The organism is Symbiobacterium sp., assembly GCF_040797425.1.
Taxonomy (GTDB): Bacteria; Bacillota; Sulfobacillia; order Symbiobacteriales; family Symbiobacteriaceae; genus Symbiobacterium.
Genome location: NZ_JBFNEH010000029.1, coordinates 1 through 12,088 on the forward strand (window position 1 = coordinate 1; position 12,088 = coordinate 12,088).

General features: G+C 68.8%; 15 protein-coding genes. 7 read left to right on the plus strand and 8 right to left on the minus strand.

Annotated elements, in window-relative coordinates:
- Positions 1-908, minus strand: a 908-nt coding sequence (locus AB2385_RS10260; RefSeq protein ID WP_367654889.1) for a hypothetical protein, incomplete at its 3' end; no start/stop codon positions are given.
- Positions 909-1,345: 437 nt separating this feature from the next.
- Here AB2385_RS10260 and AB2385_RS10265 point away from each other — a divergent pair.
- The 3 genes from AB2385_RS10265 to AB2385_RS10275 all read left to right on the plus strand — a co-directional run bounded on the left by AB2385_RS10265 (position 1,346) and on the right by AB2385_RS10275 (position 3,324).
- The gene (locus AB2385_RS10265; protein WP_367654890.1) at positions 1,346-2,053 is read left to right on the plus strand and encodes an SDR family NAD(P)-dependent oxidoreductase; all 708 of its coding nucleotides are present in this window, start codon (positions 1,346-1,348) and stop codon (positions 2,051-2,053) included.
- A 257-nt stretch (positions 2,054-2,310) separates the two neighbouring features.
- On the plus strand, positions 2,311-2,904 hold the full coding sequence (locus tag AB2385_RS10270) for a DNA-3-methyladenine glycosylase I (protein WP_367654891.1): 594 nt from the start codon (positions 2,311-2,313) through the stop codon (positions 2,902-2,904).
- Positions 2,905-3,135: 231 nt separating this feature from the next.
- On the plus strand, positions 3,136-3,324 hold the full coding sequence (locus AB2385_RS10275; RefSeq protein ID WP_367654892.1) for a hypothetical protein: 189 nt from the start codon (positions 3,136-3,138) through the stop codon (positions 3,322-3,324).
- 306 nt (positions 3,325-3,630) lie between these two features.
- On the opposite strand, the gene AB2385_RS10280 is transcribed toward AB2385_RS10275, so the two are convergent.
- Positions 3,631-3,882, minus strand: a complete 252-nt coding sequence (locus AB2385_RS10280; protein ID WP_367654893.1) for a small, acid-soluble spore protein, alpha/beta type — start codon at positions 3,880-3,882, stop codon at positions 3,631-3,633.
- Between the two features lie 145 nt (positions 3,883-4,027).
- Here AB2385_RS10280 and AB2385_RS10285 point away from each other — a divergent pair, with 145 nt between their 5' ends.
- Both AB2385_RS10285 and AB2385_RS10290 read left to right on the plus strand, forming a co-directional pair.
- Positions 4,028-4,903 carry an arginase gene (locus tag AB2385_RS10285; protein WP_367654894.1) on the plus strand — a complete coding sequence of 292 codons (876 nt, stop codon included), beginning with the start codon at positions 4,028-4,030 and terminating at the stop codon, positions 4,901-4,903.
- 30 nt (positions 4,904-4,933) lie between these two features.
- Complete coding sequence (locus AB2385_RS10290) at positions 4,934-5,539, plus strand: hypothetical protein (RefSeq protein ID WP_367654895.1); 606 nt, start codon at positions 4,934-4,936, stop codon at positions 5,537-5,539.
- Positions 5,540-5,677: 138 nt separating this feature from the next.
- On the opposite strand, the gene AB2385_RS10295 is transcribed toward AB2385_RS10290, so the two are convergent.
- Positions 5,678-5,929, minus strand: coding sequence for a hypothetical protein (locus AB2385_RS10295; RefSeq protein WP_367654896.1), 252 nt, complete (start codon positions 5,927-5,929; stop codon positions 5,678-5,680).
- Positions 5,930-6,272: 343 nt separating this feature from the next.
- Positions 6,273-7,592: a CapA family protein gene (locus AB2385_RS10300; protein ID WP_367654897.1), complete on the minus strand. Its 1,320-nt coding sequence runs from the start codon at positions 7,590-7,592 to the stop codon at positions 6,273-6,275.
- A 225-nt stretch (positions 7,593-7,817) separates the two neighbouring features.
- Here AB2385_RS10300 and AB2385_RS10305 point away from each other — a divergent pair, with 225 nt between their 5' ends.
- A complete protein-coding gene (locus AB2385_RS10305) occupies positions 7,818-8,219 on the plus strand; it encodes a hypothetical protein (RefSeq protein WP_367654898.1) in 402 nt (133 codons plus the stop codon).
- Between the two features lie 195 nt (positions 8,220-8,414).
- Here the strand turns inward: AB2385_RS10305 and AB2385_RS10310 are convergent, their stop codons facing one another.
- From AB2385_RS10310 to AB2385_RS10320, 3 genes are all read right to left on the minus strand, one after another.
- Entirely contained in the window at positions 8,415-8,966 is a 552-nt protein-coding gene (locus AB2385_RS10310) for a M48 family metallopeptidase (RefSeq protein WP_367654899.1), read from the minus strand.
- Positions 8,967-9,078: 112 nt separating this feature from the next.
- Positions 9,079-9,873 carry an endonuclease III domain-containing protein gene (locus tag AB2385_RS10315; protein WP_367654900.1) on the minus strand — a complete coding sequence of 265 codons (795 nt, stop codon included), beginning with the start codon at positions 9,871-9,873 and terminating at the stop codon, positions 9,079-9,081.
- A complete protein-coding gene (locus tag AB2385_RS10320; protein ID WP_367654901.1) occupies positions 9,860-10,552 on the minus strand; it encodes a peptidylprolyl isomerase in 693 nt (230 codons plus the stop codon). The genes AB2385_RS10315 and AB2385_RS10320 overlap by 14 nt, the downstream gene beginning before the upstream one ends.
- A gap of 209 nt (positions 10,553-10,761) precedes the next feature.
- On the opposite strand from AB2385_RS10320, the gene gluQRS reads away from it, so the two are divergent.
- Positions 10,762-11,727, plus strand: coding sequence for a tRNA glutamyl-Q(34) synthetase GluQRS (gene gluQRS, locus AB2385_RS10325; RefSeq protein ID WP_367654903.1), 966 nt, complete (start codon positions 10,762-10,764; stop codon positions 11,725-11,727).
- A gap of 80 nt (positions 11,728-11,807) precedes the next feature.
- Here gluQRS and AB2385_RS10330 read toward each other — a convergent pair whose 3' ends face one another.
- Positions 11,808-12,047 (minus strand): hypothetical protein, encoded by a 240-nt coding sequence (locus AB2385_RS10330; protein ID WP_367654904.1) that lies wholly within the window; start codon positions 12,045-12,047, stop codon positions 11,808-11,810.
- Between the last annotated feature and the right edge of the window lie 41 nt (positions 12,048-12,088).

Genomic DNA, 12,088 nt, shown 5'->3' on the forward strand with positions numbered 1-12,088 from the left:
TGGCCCGGCAGGGACACGTGGATGGGATCGTGACCGGCGCCGTAGATGACGGCGAGGGGCTGTCCGGCAGGGTTCGGGCCGATCTCCCAGTTTGCACCGTCATCCGAGATGGCCAGGGCGTCGGGGCCGCTGGCGAAGAACAGGCCGTTGCCGTAGCTAATCCACTTCAGACTTGGCTGCCCATCCAACACCTGTAGCGTCCAGTCCTTCCCGTCTGTGGAGGTCAGGACCACGGTCTGGCGGAGGGGGTCGGTCTCGCCCACAGCGACAAAGAGGCCGTCTCCGTATGCCAGGTCATAGATCCAGATCGGCTGGTCGGGCTGGAACGCCACGGTCCACTCGACCCCGTCGGGCGAGGTGAGGATCCGGCCGCCAGACCATTCGGCCCCGACGAAGAGGCCCTGGCCGAAGACCACCTGCTGGAACCAGGTCGTCTGGGGGGTGCGGGTCCATTCCTCCAGGTCGGTGGAGGTCAGCGTGTCGAAGGAGCTGACGAAGGTGAGGAGGTACCGCCCGTTCCCGTAGGCGAATCGGTCGAGGCCGGCCACAGTGTAGTAGTGGGAGCGGAGTTCCCACGAGAGACCGTCAGCAGACGTCAGGATCGTATCGCAGCGCACAGTGCAACCGAGGGCAACGAATTCGTTGCCCGTGTAGTAGATGTGAACGGACCCAAAATATTCGTTGAGGTCCAAAGGCACGTCGGTCCACGTCACGCCGTCGGTGGAGGTGCGCAGGGTGTCGCCGGCCATCATCACAAAGCGTCCCGCTCCGTACGCAATATTGCTGACCATCGGCTTGTCCAGCGGCAATGCCGGCGTCCGCCACTCGAACGTCGCCGCCTGCGCACGGGCAGCGGTCAGCGCCACCAGGGCCAGCACGGCGGCGAGTACTCTCCGGAATCGGCGCATGCGCCTCACCTCCCTTAATATTCGCTGTTCAATGGGACGGAGGAGTGAAAGCGTTAGTTTCCAAGAATTACGAGGGAGAGGTGCGGAAACCCGCCGGCGCCTTTGGGACCGGCCTCACCGCGCTCGACCCGGAATCAGGCGGTCCGGCGCAGTCCCCGCCCGGCCCCGTGTGGGTGAACGCCGGACGGTCTTGGGGGCGCGAGGGCAACGGTACGCGCCGGCCAGCTTCGCCGGACGCGGCTGAGCTGCACTGGTGCAGCTGGGCAGATGAGAAGAGGCAAGGGAGCTTCCGGCCTGACGCGGAGGCAACCGGGATGCCCCGGGGCACATGGCTGAGTGCCGCGCGTCGTAGCCTCCCATCATGAGGGGGAACCGGAACCCGCGGGGCGGGCGATCAGGGCACCCGCACGAATCACGGGAAGAAAGGAAGATGCATCATGGAGCAGACCTTTGCAGGCAAGGTCGTGGCCGTAACCGGCGCCGCCCGGGGCATCGGACGGGCCATCGCCCTGGCTTTTGCGGCCCGGGGCGCCCGGGTGCTGGGGATAGACGTGGACCCGCTTCCGGTGGATGGGGTCGAGATGTACCGCTGCGACGTCGCGGACGAGGCGCAGGTGAAAGAGTTCCTGGCCCGCGTGGGCCCTGTGCTGCACGTGCTGGTGAACAACGCCGGCATCTCCGAGTTCGGCCCCCTGGAGTCGACCCCGGTAGCCCACTTCGACCGGGTCATCGCCATCAACCTACGGGGGACCTATCTCATGTCCCGGTTTGCGGCGCCCCTCCTGCGGGCGGCCGGCCAGGCGGCCATCGTCAACATCGCCTCCACCCGGGCCCTCATGTCGGAACCCAACACCGAAGCCTATGCGGCCAGCAAGGGCGGCATCCTGGCCCTCACCCACGCCCTGGCCATGACGCTGGGGCCGGCGGTGCGGGTGAACGCCATCCTGCCTGGCTGGATCGACGTCCGGAACGAAGAACTGCGGCCCGAGGACCACGCTCAGCACCCGGTGGGCCGGGTGGGCCGGCCCGAGGACATCGCCGCGGCCGCCGTCTTCCTGGCCGATCCGGCGCAGTCCGGGTTCATCACCGGCCAGCAGCTGGTGGTGGACGGGGGGATGACCCGGAAGATGATCTACATCGAGTAGCGGCAGTGGTGGTGGGGACGCCTTCGGCGGACGGCGGGGGCGCCACCGGCGGCAGGTAACGGCCGGCGGCCCCCGTGCCCAATCCCCCGGTTCACGTTAGCGGGGGACGCGCGCATCCGAGCGGGGAGAACAAGTTTTCCGGCGAAGCGAGCTGGAGTTCGGCAGTCTCTGGCGAATTCATCCAGCGCAACCAGATGATGATGGGATCGGATGTACGACCGCTCTGACCAGTCCCATGTGCGGAAGGAGTGTCCCCCATGACCTTGCACCGGTGCCAGTGGGCCAGCACCCCGCTTCTCGCCGCTTACCACGATACCGAGTGGGGCGTGCCCGTCCACGATGACCGCACCCTGTTCGAGTTCCTCGTGCTGGAATGCGCCCAGGCCGGCCTGAGCTGGACCACGATTCTGCAACGACGGGAGGCCTACCGCCGGGCCTTCGCCGACTTCGACCCTGCCGCGGTGGCCCGCTTCGGACCGGCGGAGATCGAGGCACTGCTGGGCGACGCCACGATCATCCGCAACCGACGCAAGATCGAGGCGGCGGTTCAGAATGCCCGCGCCTTCGTCGGGATCCAGGAGGAGTTCGGCAGCTTCGCCCGGTACGTGTGGCGTTTTGTGGGCGGTGCGCCGCGCATCCACCACTGGCGCTCGCCGGAAGAAGTGCCCTCCAGCAGCCCCGAGTCCACCGCGCTGAGCCGAGACCTGAAGCAGCGGGGGTTCACCTTCGTCGGACCCACCATCTGCTACGCGTACATGCAGGCCACGGGCATGGTGAACGACCACCTGGTAGACTGCTTCCGTCACGCGGAGCTGGCCGCTGCGGCCGCCGGGACGACCGTCACCGTGTGATGGCCCTTCCCGGGTCGCGGCTCTCTGGCCCCGCTTCACCGGCGCCCGCAACGGGCGGCCAGAGCACGCCCCCCTGGTCTCGGGGGCACCAGGGGGGGTCGCGCTGAACCCAGGCACAGGCCGAAGCGCTCACAACTCGGGTAACGCGGACTGCGATGTTCCGCAGCTACACGTTTCGCCGTCCAAGTGAGCGAAGCGGATAGCGACATCTGCGCATCTCGTGAGACGAGCATGAACAACCTGAGGGGTGGGAGGATCTCCGGCAACGTCTTCTTCGCCAGGTCCGCGCTGATGCTGTTGCCTGCCATGTTGGGCATTCTCGTTCCGATAGCGGTCTGTGCCTGGTCGCTGTGGCTGGCCACACGGGCCGTACGGGCCCTGGAGTCCATCGCCGAGTCGCTCCGGCAGAACCGGCAGTAATTCCGGTCGTTTTCATGTCGTCGGGGCCGACACTTTTTCGTCGGTGGGAAAGTCAAACCTGATGTACAGGGGACCGTCCCAGTACGTGCGCCATCGGTGCCGCTCCGCCGAAGGCCGCCTACCCTCCGGGGAACGAACCCGGTTCCAAGTCCAGTTGAGGCCGCGCGTTACCGCCGGTGCGTTGCCGTGCGTCACCGCCGATTCGCAGCACGAACCCCCTGGCTGCAAACCCGCCAGGGGGTTCGCACCGGCACACTGCACTCCGGCCGCCGGAGGACGCCGCTCCTCCCTGACTGGCGCAGGGGGTCAGGGCTTTGCGGACGGGATGAGCGTCCCCTTGGGACCGATGACGCACTGCAGCTCCTTCAGCCGCCGGCTCAGGATGCCGCCCAGGCGGCCCGACTCTGCAGCGGTCAGTTCGGCCCACCCGGCCCGGGCGATCTTCTCGCTCAGCCCCAGTTCCTGCGCGATCTCCAGCTTCAGACGGTCCAGCGGCGTGAGTTCCTTGGGCTGCTTCTGCCGGGTCTTGCCTGCTGTGCCCTTGACCTTCTTCGGCATCACACCAACCTCCCCACCCTAGCTTGAACCCGGAAGCCATTCCATAACCCTTCCGGAAGGAATCGCCGCCGTGGAACCCGAATATGCAGACGTGCATATACCACATTGCATACACTCTTCCGAACATTGGGGGCGCAGTGACGCAATGACCATACAGGTACTCGGCTTTCCCACCACGCTTGGGCTCCCGCGGAGCGCCACGCGGCACGGGCCCGAAGCGCTGCGGGCGTCGGGTCTGCTGAGCGCGCTTCGACGCTTCGACGCCGAGGTCGTCGACCACGGAGACTTGTCGCTGCAGCCCGGCCTCACCTCTGACCCGGTTCCGGTCCGCGTGGCCAAGGTCGTCGAGGCGGCCCGTCTGCAGCGCGACCACTGGCTTCGCACCGCCCGGCCTGGCGACCTGCTCCTGACCATCGGCGGCGACCATTCCACCTCGCTGGGCACCATCATGGCCCTGGCCGCGCTGGGCCACGATTTCGACGTGGTCTGGGTCGACGCCCACGGCGATTTCAACATCATCGAAACCTCGCCCACGGGGAATCCTCATGGCATGGTGCTCTCCCTTGCGACCGGGCTTCTCCCGAACTTCCTGGCGCGGGTGGTGGGCCCGGACCGGTTGCACCTGTGGGGCATCCGTGACCTCGATCCGGGCGAGCGCCGGTTGCTGGCCGAGCAGCGGGTGGAGGTGTTCTCCCCCGACGAAGTCAGGGCCCAGCGAGACAGGCTTCTCGCCCGGCTGCGGCCCAACATCTTCCTCTCGTTCGACATCGACTCCGTGGATCCCGGCGAGGCCCCCGGCACGATGACTCCCGTGCCCGGCGGCTTCACCACGGCCGAGGCCGTGGACCTGGTGCGCGCCATCGTGCGCGGGCGGAATCTGGTCGCCATGGACCTGGTGGAGTTCCACCCGGACCGGGACTCAGACGGCCGCACCGAACGCCTCGCCCACGCGGTGCTGCAGGCCGCCCTCACCGAGTGGTGCAACCAGCGTTGCAGCCGTACGGCCGCGTTGCGGCGTTAGGCACCCTGCATGGAGAAAGGACAAGGACGGATGGAGATCTTCGCAGCAGTGGCCCCGCTCGTCCTCACCCTCGAGGCCTACCAGATGACCACCGGGGAAGACGACCCGGAAGAGCTGGCCCGGATGCAGGAAGAAGACCGCGCCCGGGCCGAGGAGATTGATGAGGCCCTGAACACCCTGTACTTCCTGGAAACCCACCTGGCGGAGCCGCGGGCCGAGGAAGGCCTCTCCGCGACCGTGGGGACCATGGACGAACTGGAGGCCCTGCGTGCGCTGGCTGCGGCGCAGCACGGCTACACCGTGGCCGATTACCAGGAGGGGCGGGTGAAGGCCGGGCTGCAGTTCAACCACCTGATCAACCACGCCGGGGATTCGGGCCTGTACGTGCCGTATGACTTCCCCCAGGCGTTTGTGCTGGGGGATCTCTCGCTGGGATCGGCCGTGGCCTTGCTGGCCGAGCTGAACGCACTGGAGCCGCTGCTGGCCGAACGCTTCCCCGAGGCGATGGCCCGGGCGCGGGCAGTGCCGGCGGACGAGGCCCCCGCCGGCGTCGGCGGACCGGTGGGCGTGTGGGATGCGCTCACCCGCCTCTGCCGCTCGGCCATCGCCCTCGACCTGCCGGTCCAGCTGGGCTGAATCTCCGGGCACAGACACGACACAAGGCCCGGCCACCTTGGGCCGGGCTCTCTTCGGCGGGCTGGTCGCGCATCCGGAGGAAGCGGTCTGGCCGACCTCGCGCTGGAAAGGCCGGGCCGGGAAGCGGCCGGGCTCTGTTCAGAAGCGGTCTGGCAGGCCCTGTTCCGCCAGCTCGGCGGCCGAGAGGATTCCCTCGGCCTGCGCATCCCACGCGATGCGGTTGTACTCCGACTGCAAACGAACGAGATCCTGGCTGTAGTTCAGCGACTCGGGCTCGACGGCCGCGGCCAGGGCATCCGGCAGGTGCTCCTGGCGCTGTGTGGTCCGCTGAATCCGGTCGTACAGGAACTTGAGTTGTCTCAGTGCGGCGTCCCGTTCCACGGGGTGCATCCTCCTTTCTCCTGGCCGGTCTGCTCCCCCTGGGTGCGGGGGACCTGCCCCGGGCCAGACCGGCCCCCGCAAGTAGTCTGCCCCACGCCGGCGACTATGGCGCAACGATCCCAGCCATGCCTCCGTCTGCTCTACTCATGATCTATTGCCTGCCAGGCCCGTTCAGACCAATGGGTTCGAGCGGTCACGAACCTGCCTAACCGGGGCAGCATCCGGACCGCTCCCGTTGCCGGCGAGTTGCCTGGCGCACGAGCCCTCACACCCTTCACATGCAAGTGGGCTGCCGGTGCCGTGATAAGCACCCGCAGCCCACAAACGTCCTCGGCGTGTGCGCCAATCCCGATCAGGGGTAGCAGAGGAAACCGTCTTCGGGCGCCCCGTCGCTGCACGGCGAGGCAACCCCCTCCACCCACTGCGGGAAACCCCGGTCGTCCGTGCGGGCGACCCGCGTCTCCCAGTGGCGGATGCCGTCCTTCCCCACCGTCACCGTCAGGACCCAGCTGGTACGGGCCGCCTCCTGCAGCTCCGGTCCCACGTCCACGAAGTCGTCGAAGACGAAGTTGCCGAGGCTGTAGGCGATGAGCCGGCCGTTGTACAGCTCGACGGGCTGGGTGACGTGCGGATGGTTGCCCACCACCAGGTCGGCCCCCGCGTCGATGGCCACCCGGGCAATCTCCGCCTGGTCCTCCGCGTGCCAGGGCATGTAGTCGTAGCCCCAGTGCGGGTAGACCACCACGATGTCGGCCTGCGCCCGGGCCGCCTGCACGTCGGCCGCCAGCTGGTCCAGCTCAATCCAGGCCAGCCCCGGCGTATCCGGCCCGGCCTCGTAGCTGCGCAGCTCCACGTTGTTGTAGCCGAGGATGGCCACCTTCAGGCCGTTTCGCTCCAGGATGAGGGGCTGGTGCGCCTCGGCGAAGTTCATGCCGCCGCCGAAGTAGGGCAGGCCGCCCTCCTTCAGGATCTGCAGCTGCTCCGCGAAGGCCTCCTTGCCATAGTCGCCGGAGTGGTTGTTGGCCACCGAGACCGCGTCGAAGTACCGGGCCAGCACCGGCACGACGCGCGGGTGGCAGCGGAAGTTCCACCACTTGGGGACGGGCTCGCCCACCGTGGCCACCACGCACTCCAGGTTGCCGATGGTGAGGTCCGCGGCGGTGAGCGCGTCCGCCACGCCGGCGAAGGGATCCTCGCCACTGGCCAGGTACTCGCCCGGGATCCGGGTGAGCATGATGTCGCCCGTGAAGGCGATGGTCACCTGGCGCGGATCGGCCGGCTCCGTGCGCGGTGCAACGTCGGCGCCCGCACCGTGCTTCCCGCTCGACGCCGCGCCGTCACCTCCACCCGCGCTCGTGCCATTTCCCGCGCCGGCCTCCGCACTGCCCTCGCCTACGGCCCCGGGGTTGGCTGCGTCGCCCGTTCCGGACCCCACCCCAGAGTCAGACGGGGCGGTCCCATTCCCGTTCTCGTCTCCGGACCCGGTCGCGGACCCCGATTCGCCGCCAGGCGTCACGGCGTCCGTACCCGGGGACGGCTCGCCCCGGGCCTCGATACCCGGACCCGGCGCCGCCGCAGGCGCGGCCCAGAGGGCGCTGCAGCCCACCAGCGCCGCCAGCATGACCAGAAGCAGCGGTCGTACAATAGAGCGCTTCACACCAGGTCGTGTCACAAGCATATCTCCTTAAGTAAAGGCCCACTCCATTCGGCCCGTCGAGTTTTTCACGCAGTGACCCCTGACCAGATTCGGCGGCCGGTGATGCTCTCCCTTCCCCAGTCCCCTGCCATCGCCTGGACAGGCCACCGCTAGACGGTAGTCACCCTTCTGTGATACGATACTGACCAATGGTGCATGAGGGAATAATATCTCAGTATAGACATGAAAGGGGAGCAGCCCGTGGCTTGGATGACCATCCTGGGCCTGGACTGGAAGGGCGGGCGGTTCGCCCACGCCTTCGATATTGTAGACGTGCCGCAGAAGCCGGGCGTTTTCAAGCTGCACGCCCGGCGGGAAAGCGGCGAGTGGGAGGTCTTCTACGTGGGCCAGGCCAGCAACCTCTACAACACGCTGCTGGCCTACCTGGGCACCATCATCGAGGGCGATGCAGAGGCCGCCGGCATCAACCCGTGCGCCAAGGCGCGCATCGCCACGTCCGAAACGGCCTATTCCTACGCGGTGGTGACCGATGAGACCGAACGGCTGGGATGCCTTCGGAGCCTCTACGAGTACTACCGGCCAGCGTGCAACTCCCCGGACCAGGTGCCGGCGGTGAAGGGCGTCGCCTGCAACCCGAACTAGGCCGCTTCCGCCGCAATATAGGATCGAGCCACCCCCACCTGCGGGGTGGCTCGTTCGTTTGGGAAGCCACCTGTTCCCGCCGGCGATGGCTCATCCGCCTGGGAGCCGTCCATTCCGATCCGCAAGGACGGAGCCGTCGTAAGGTGAGCCGTCGAGCCCCACCGGCTCGGTGCCGAACCCACCGGGCGGTGCCCGTCAGCGCTGCTCCCATCCCGGGGGCTGGCTCCGCAGCCACTCCTCGTACCGGCGCAGCAACCGGCGGCGCTCCCGCCAGTCCGGGCAGGCCCGCTCCACCAGGGCCCAGAAGCGCGGGCTGTGGTTCATTTGGCCCAGGTGGGCGATCTCATGCACCAGGACGTACTCGAGCAGTTCGTGGGGGCCGCCCCGCAGGCGGTGGCTGATCTGAATGTTGCGGGTGCGCCCGCTGCAGGAGCCCCAGCGCGACTCCTGGTGCCGAAAGCGCACCTGGCCCATGCGGAAGCCGTAGTAGCGTGCGTTGATCTCCCTGGCCCAGGCGGCCAGGGCCGCATCGTCCGTCACCGGTGAGGGGGTGAGGCCGAGCAGCGGATCCCGGGCGGCCATCGCCGCCTGCTGCGCCCGCTCCAGTCGGGCGGACAGCCGGCGCGTCAGCTCCTCGATGTGGCGCGCCTGCACCGCCGCCGGCAGGCGGCTGGAGATATAGAGCACAATCTCGCCGTCCTTGATCGTACCCGACGAGTTCTTCTTGTCCTTGAACACGATGCGCACAGGCGCCCCTCCCTCACTGGCCCCGGCACGCCGCGGCGCGGTTCACCGCGCCCCGGCCCTTCGACCCGGTCCCCCGCAGTCCGGCCCGCAGTACAGATGGCCACACAGCCGCTCACGGGTCCGCCGGACCCGCCGCTGCGGACCCCACCCCCACCCGCTGGCAGATCTGCCCCAAGGGGCAGGCGCTGCAGCGGGGGTCACGCTTGCGGCAGACGCCGTTGCCCAGCGCATCCACCAGCGCGTGGAACTCGCCCCGCAGGTCGGCCTCCTCCGGCGTGTGGGCGTGGAAGAAGGCCTGCATGGCGTGGTAGTCCACGTCCGGTTCGAAAAGCCCGACCCGGGCGAAGATGCGCCGGGTGTAGGCGTCCATCGGCATCACGGGCAGGCAGGCGGCGTAGCAGAGGATACAGTCGGCCGTCTCCGGCCCGATGCCCGGCAGCTCCAGGAGCTCGGCCCGCAGCTGCGCCGGCGGCTGCCGCAGCATCGCCGCCAGGTCGCCGCCGTGCTGCTCCACCACGTGGGCGGCAAAGCGCTTCAGCCGCTGCGCCTTCTGCCGGAAGTAGGCGGCGGGCCGGATCAGCGGCTCGAGCACGTCCGGCGGTGCGGCGTGCACGGCCGCCACCTCCAGCAGCCCCGCCTCCGCCAGGGCCCGCACGGCCCTGGCGGCGTTGCTCCAGGCCACGTTCTGCACCAGGATCGCACCGGCGATCATCTCGAAGGGCGCTGCCTTGGCCGGCGCCGGGGCGAGGGCCGAGGGCCACCAGTGGCGCGGCCCGAACGCCTCCAGGAGCCGGCGGAAGATCCCGTCCAGCCCCGCGGACCATCCCTCCGGCGGCTCCGGCAGCCGGAGCCGCGGCGCCCCCGCCCCGTCCGGGGCAGGGGCGCGCACACCGCTACTGCGCGTCATGCTCTTCAATCATCACCCGCTGGATCACGGGTGGGTCCACCGGCTTGGAGGGCACCGGGTCAAAGGAGTTGCCCTGCACCACCGGCACCGACTCCAGCTGGGTCAGCACATCGTCACCCTCGATGAGCTGGCCGAAGATCACGTAGGCAGGCTGGCGGTCGAGGCCGCCGCAGTCCGCGCCCGTACAGATGAAGAACTGGCTGCCGGCCGAGTTGGGCTCGCTGGTGCGGGCCATGGCCAGAGTACCCCGCTTGTACGGCCGGGTCACCGGGTACTCGTCAGGAATCGTGTAGCCGGGCCCGCCGCTGCCGGTGCCGGTGGGATCACCGCCCTGGATCATGAAGTCCTTGATGATCCGGTGGAAGGTCACCCCGTCGTAGAAACCCTCGCGGGCCAGGAAGACGAAGTTGTTCACCGTCTGCGGCACCTCGCTGGCGAACAGCTCGAAGGTCATGGTGCCGTGGGTGGTCTCCATCGTGGCGGTGTAGCGCCTGTTCGGATCGATGGTCATCTCCGGGGGCGAATCCCACTGCTTGATCTGCCGCTCGGCCTGCCCGCCCCCGGCCTGCCCGCCACCCGTCTGTCCGTATGCGTCCTGCGGTCCCCTCGTCCCGCCGCACCCGGAAAGGATCGTCAGGGCCAGGAGCAGCGCCGCGGCCGCCTGCCAACCCTTCTGCATGCACAGTTTCCCTCCAGTGGTCGCGACTGTTCCTGAACAGAATAACCCGTCCCCCTGGGGACGGGCAAGCCTCCGACAGCCCTGCCGCCTGATCAACGGGGGCGCGCACCTCCCGGGAGGGCTGAGCCCCCCGGGAAAGGCGGGAACCCGTCCCCGGAAGGAAGGTCAAGCCGGTCGCGGAGGCAAAATAAAACCTCCGGTGATGGAACATGATCTGCGGCCGTTTCGCGCCCACCCCTTCGGGAGCGCTTCATCTCGGCAACGCCCGCACCGCCCTCTTGGCCTGGCTCCACGCCCGCCATGCCGGCGGCCGGTTCATCCTGCGCATCGAAGACATCGACCGGCCCCGCTGCCGCCCCCACCTGGCCGAGCAGGCCATCGCCGACCTGCGCTGGCTGGGGCTCGACTGGGACGAGGGCCCCGAGGTGGGAGGCCCCCACGGTCCGTACTACCAGTCGGAGCGGGAGGAACTCTACCAGGAGGCGCTGGCCCGGCTCCAGGCCGGAGGCCACCTCTATCCCTGTTACTGCAGCCGGGCGCAGCTCCTGGCCATCGCCTCCGCCCCCCACGGCCTCGCCTCGGAGGGTCCGGCCTACCCCGGCACCTGCCGCCACCTCACGCCTGCGGAACGCCGGGAGCGGGAGGCCAGTGGCAAGACGCCCTCGCTTCGCTTCGCCCTGCCGGACGAGGCGGTTACGTTCACCGACCTCATCGCCGGGCCGCAGCACTTCCCGCCCGGCGCCGGCGGCGACTTCGTGGTGCGCCGGGCCGACGGCATCATCGGCTACCAGCTGGCCGTGGTGGTAGACGACGCCCTCATGGGCGTGACCCACGTGCTCCGGGGCGGTGACCTGCTGGACTCGACCCCGCGGCAGATCCTGCTCTACCGCGCCCTAGGCTGGCCGGTCCCCGCGTTCGGCCACCTGCCGCTGCTGCTGGGTCCCGACGGCGCCCGACTGGCCAAGCGGCACGGGGCGGTGACCCTGGCCGGCATCCGTGAGGCAGGCACCCGTCCGGAGGTGGTGGTGGGACACCTGGCCCACCTGAGCGGGCTCATCGACCGGCTGGAGCCGGTCCGCCCGCAGGAACTGGTCGGCGAGTTCGACCTGGCCCGGATCCCGCGGGAGCCGGTGAGGCTGCCGGCCGAGACGCTGGCGGCGCTGAATGGGGGGTAACTGGTTCTTCCGGACCCAGGCCATCGCATCACGCACGACTTCGACCAAGCGGCCGGACCTGGACCGCACGGTACTCGGTGCTACTCCGGCCTCCACCCTTTCAGAAACACCCACCGGAACTCCTTGGCCCGGGTACGCTTCGAAAGCTTTGCCATGCAGTTCTCGCACGCCGTTGCCTCGGTGCGGTAGCCCGGCATCCGCTCCTTCGACTCGATGATCAGCACCGGCTGGCCGCACCAGGAGCAGGCGTTGGGATCATACGTATACCGTTCAAAATCGGGCTCCACACCGAACTTGCGGATTTCCGCCACATCGGCCACCGTCACGGCACCTCCTCGCGCACGTTGCCAGAACATCCCGC

What these genes read in the sequence shown, in the direction of transcription:
- AB2385_RS10290 (WP_367654895.1), top strand. Translation starts at nt 4,934, where the DNA reads ATGGAGATCTTCGCAGCAGTGGCCCCGCTCGTCCTCACCCTCGAGGCC.
- AB2385_RS10315 (WP_367654900.1), bottom strand. Translation starts at nt 9,873, where the DNA reads ATGACGCGCAGTAGCGGTGTGCGCGCCCCTGCCCCGGACGGGGCGGGG.
- gluQRS (WP_367654903.1), top strand. Translation starts at nt 10,762, where the DNA reads ATGATCTGCGGCCGTTTCGCGCCCACCCCTTCGGGAGCGCTTCATCTC.
- AB2385_RS10280 (WP_367654893.1), bottom strand. Translation starts at nt 3,882, where the DNA reads ATGCCGAAGAAGGTCAAGGGCACAGCAGGCAAGACCCGGCAGAAGCAG.
- AB2385_RS10320 (WP_367654901.1), bottom strand. Translation starts at nt 10,552, where the DNA reads ATGCAGAAGGGTTGGCAGGCGGCCGCGGCGCTGCTCCTGGCCCTGACG.
- AB2385_RS10285 (WP_367654894.1), top strand. Translation starts at nt 4,028, where the DNA reads ATGACCATACAGGTACTCGGCTTTCCCACCACGCTTGGGCTCCCGCGG.
- AB2385_RS10270 (WP_367654891.1), top strand. Translation starts at nt 2,311, where the DNA reads ATGACCTTGCACCGGTGCCAGTGGGCCAGCACCCCGCTTCTCGCCGCT.
- AB2385_RS10295 (WP_367654896.1), bottom strand. Translation starts at nt 5,929, where the DNA reads ATGCACCCCGTGGAACGGGACGCCGCACTGAGACAACTCAAGTTCCTG.
- AB2385_RS10265 (WP_367654890.1), top strand. Translation starts at nt 1,346, where the DNA reads ATGGAGCAGACCTTTGCAGGCAAGGTCGTGGCCGTAACCGGCGCCGCC.
- AB2385_RS10275 (WP_367654892.1), top strand. Translation starts at nt 3,136, where the DNA reads ATGAACAACCTGAGGGGTGGGAGGATCTCCGGCAACGTCTTCTTCGCC.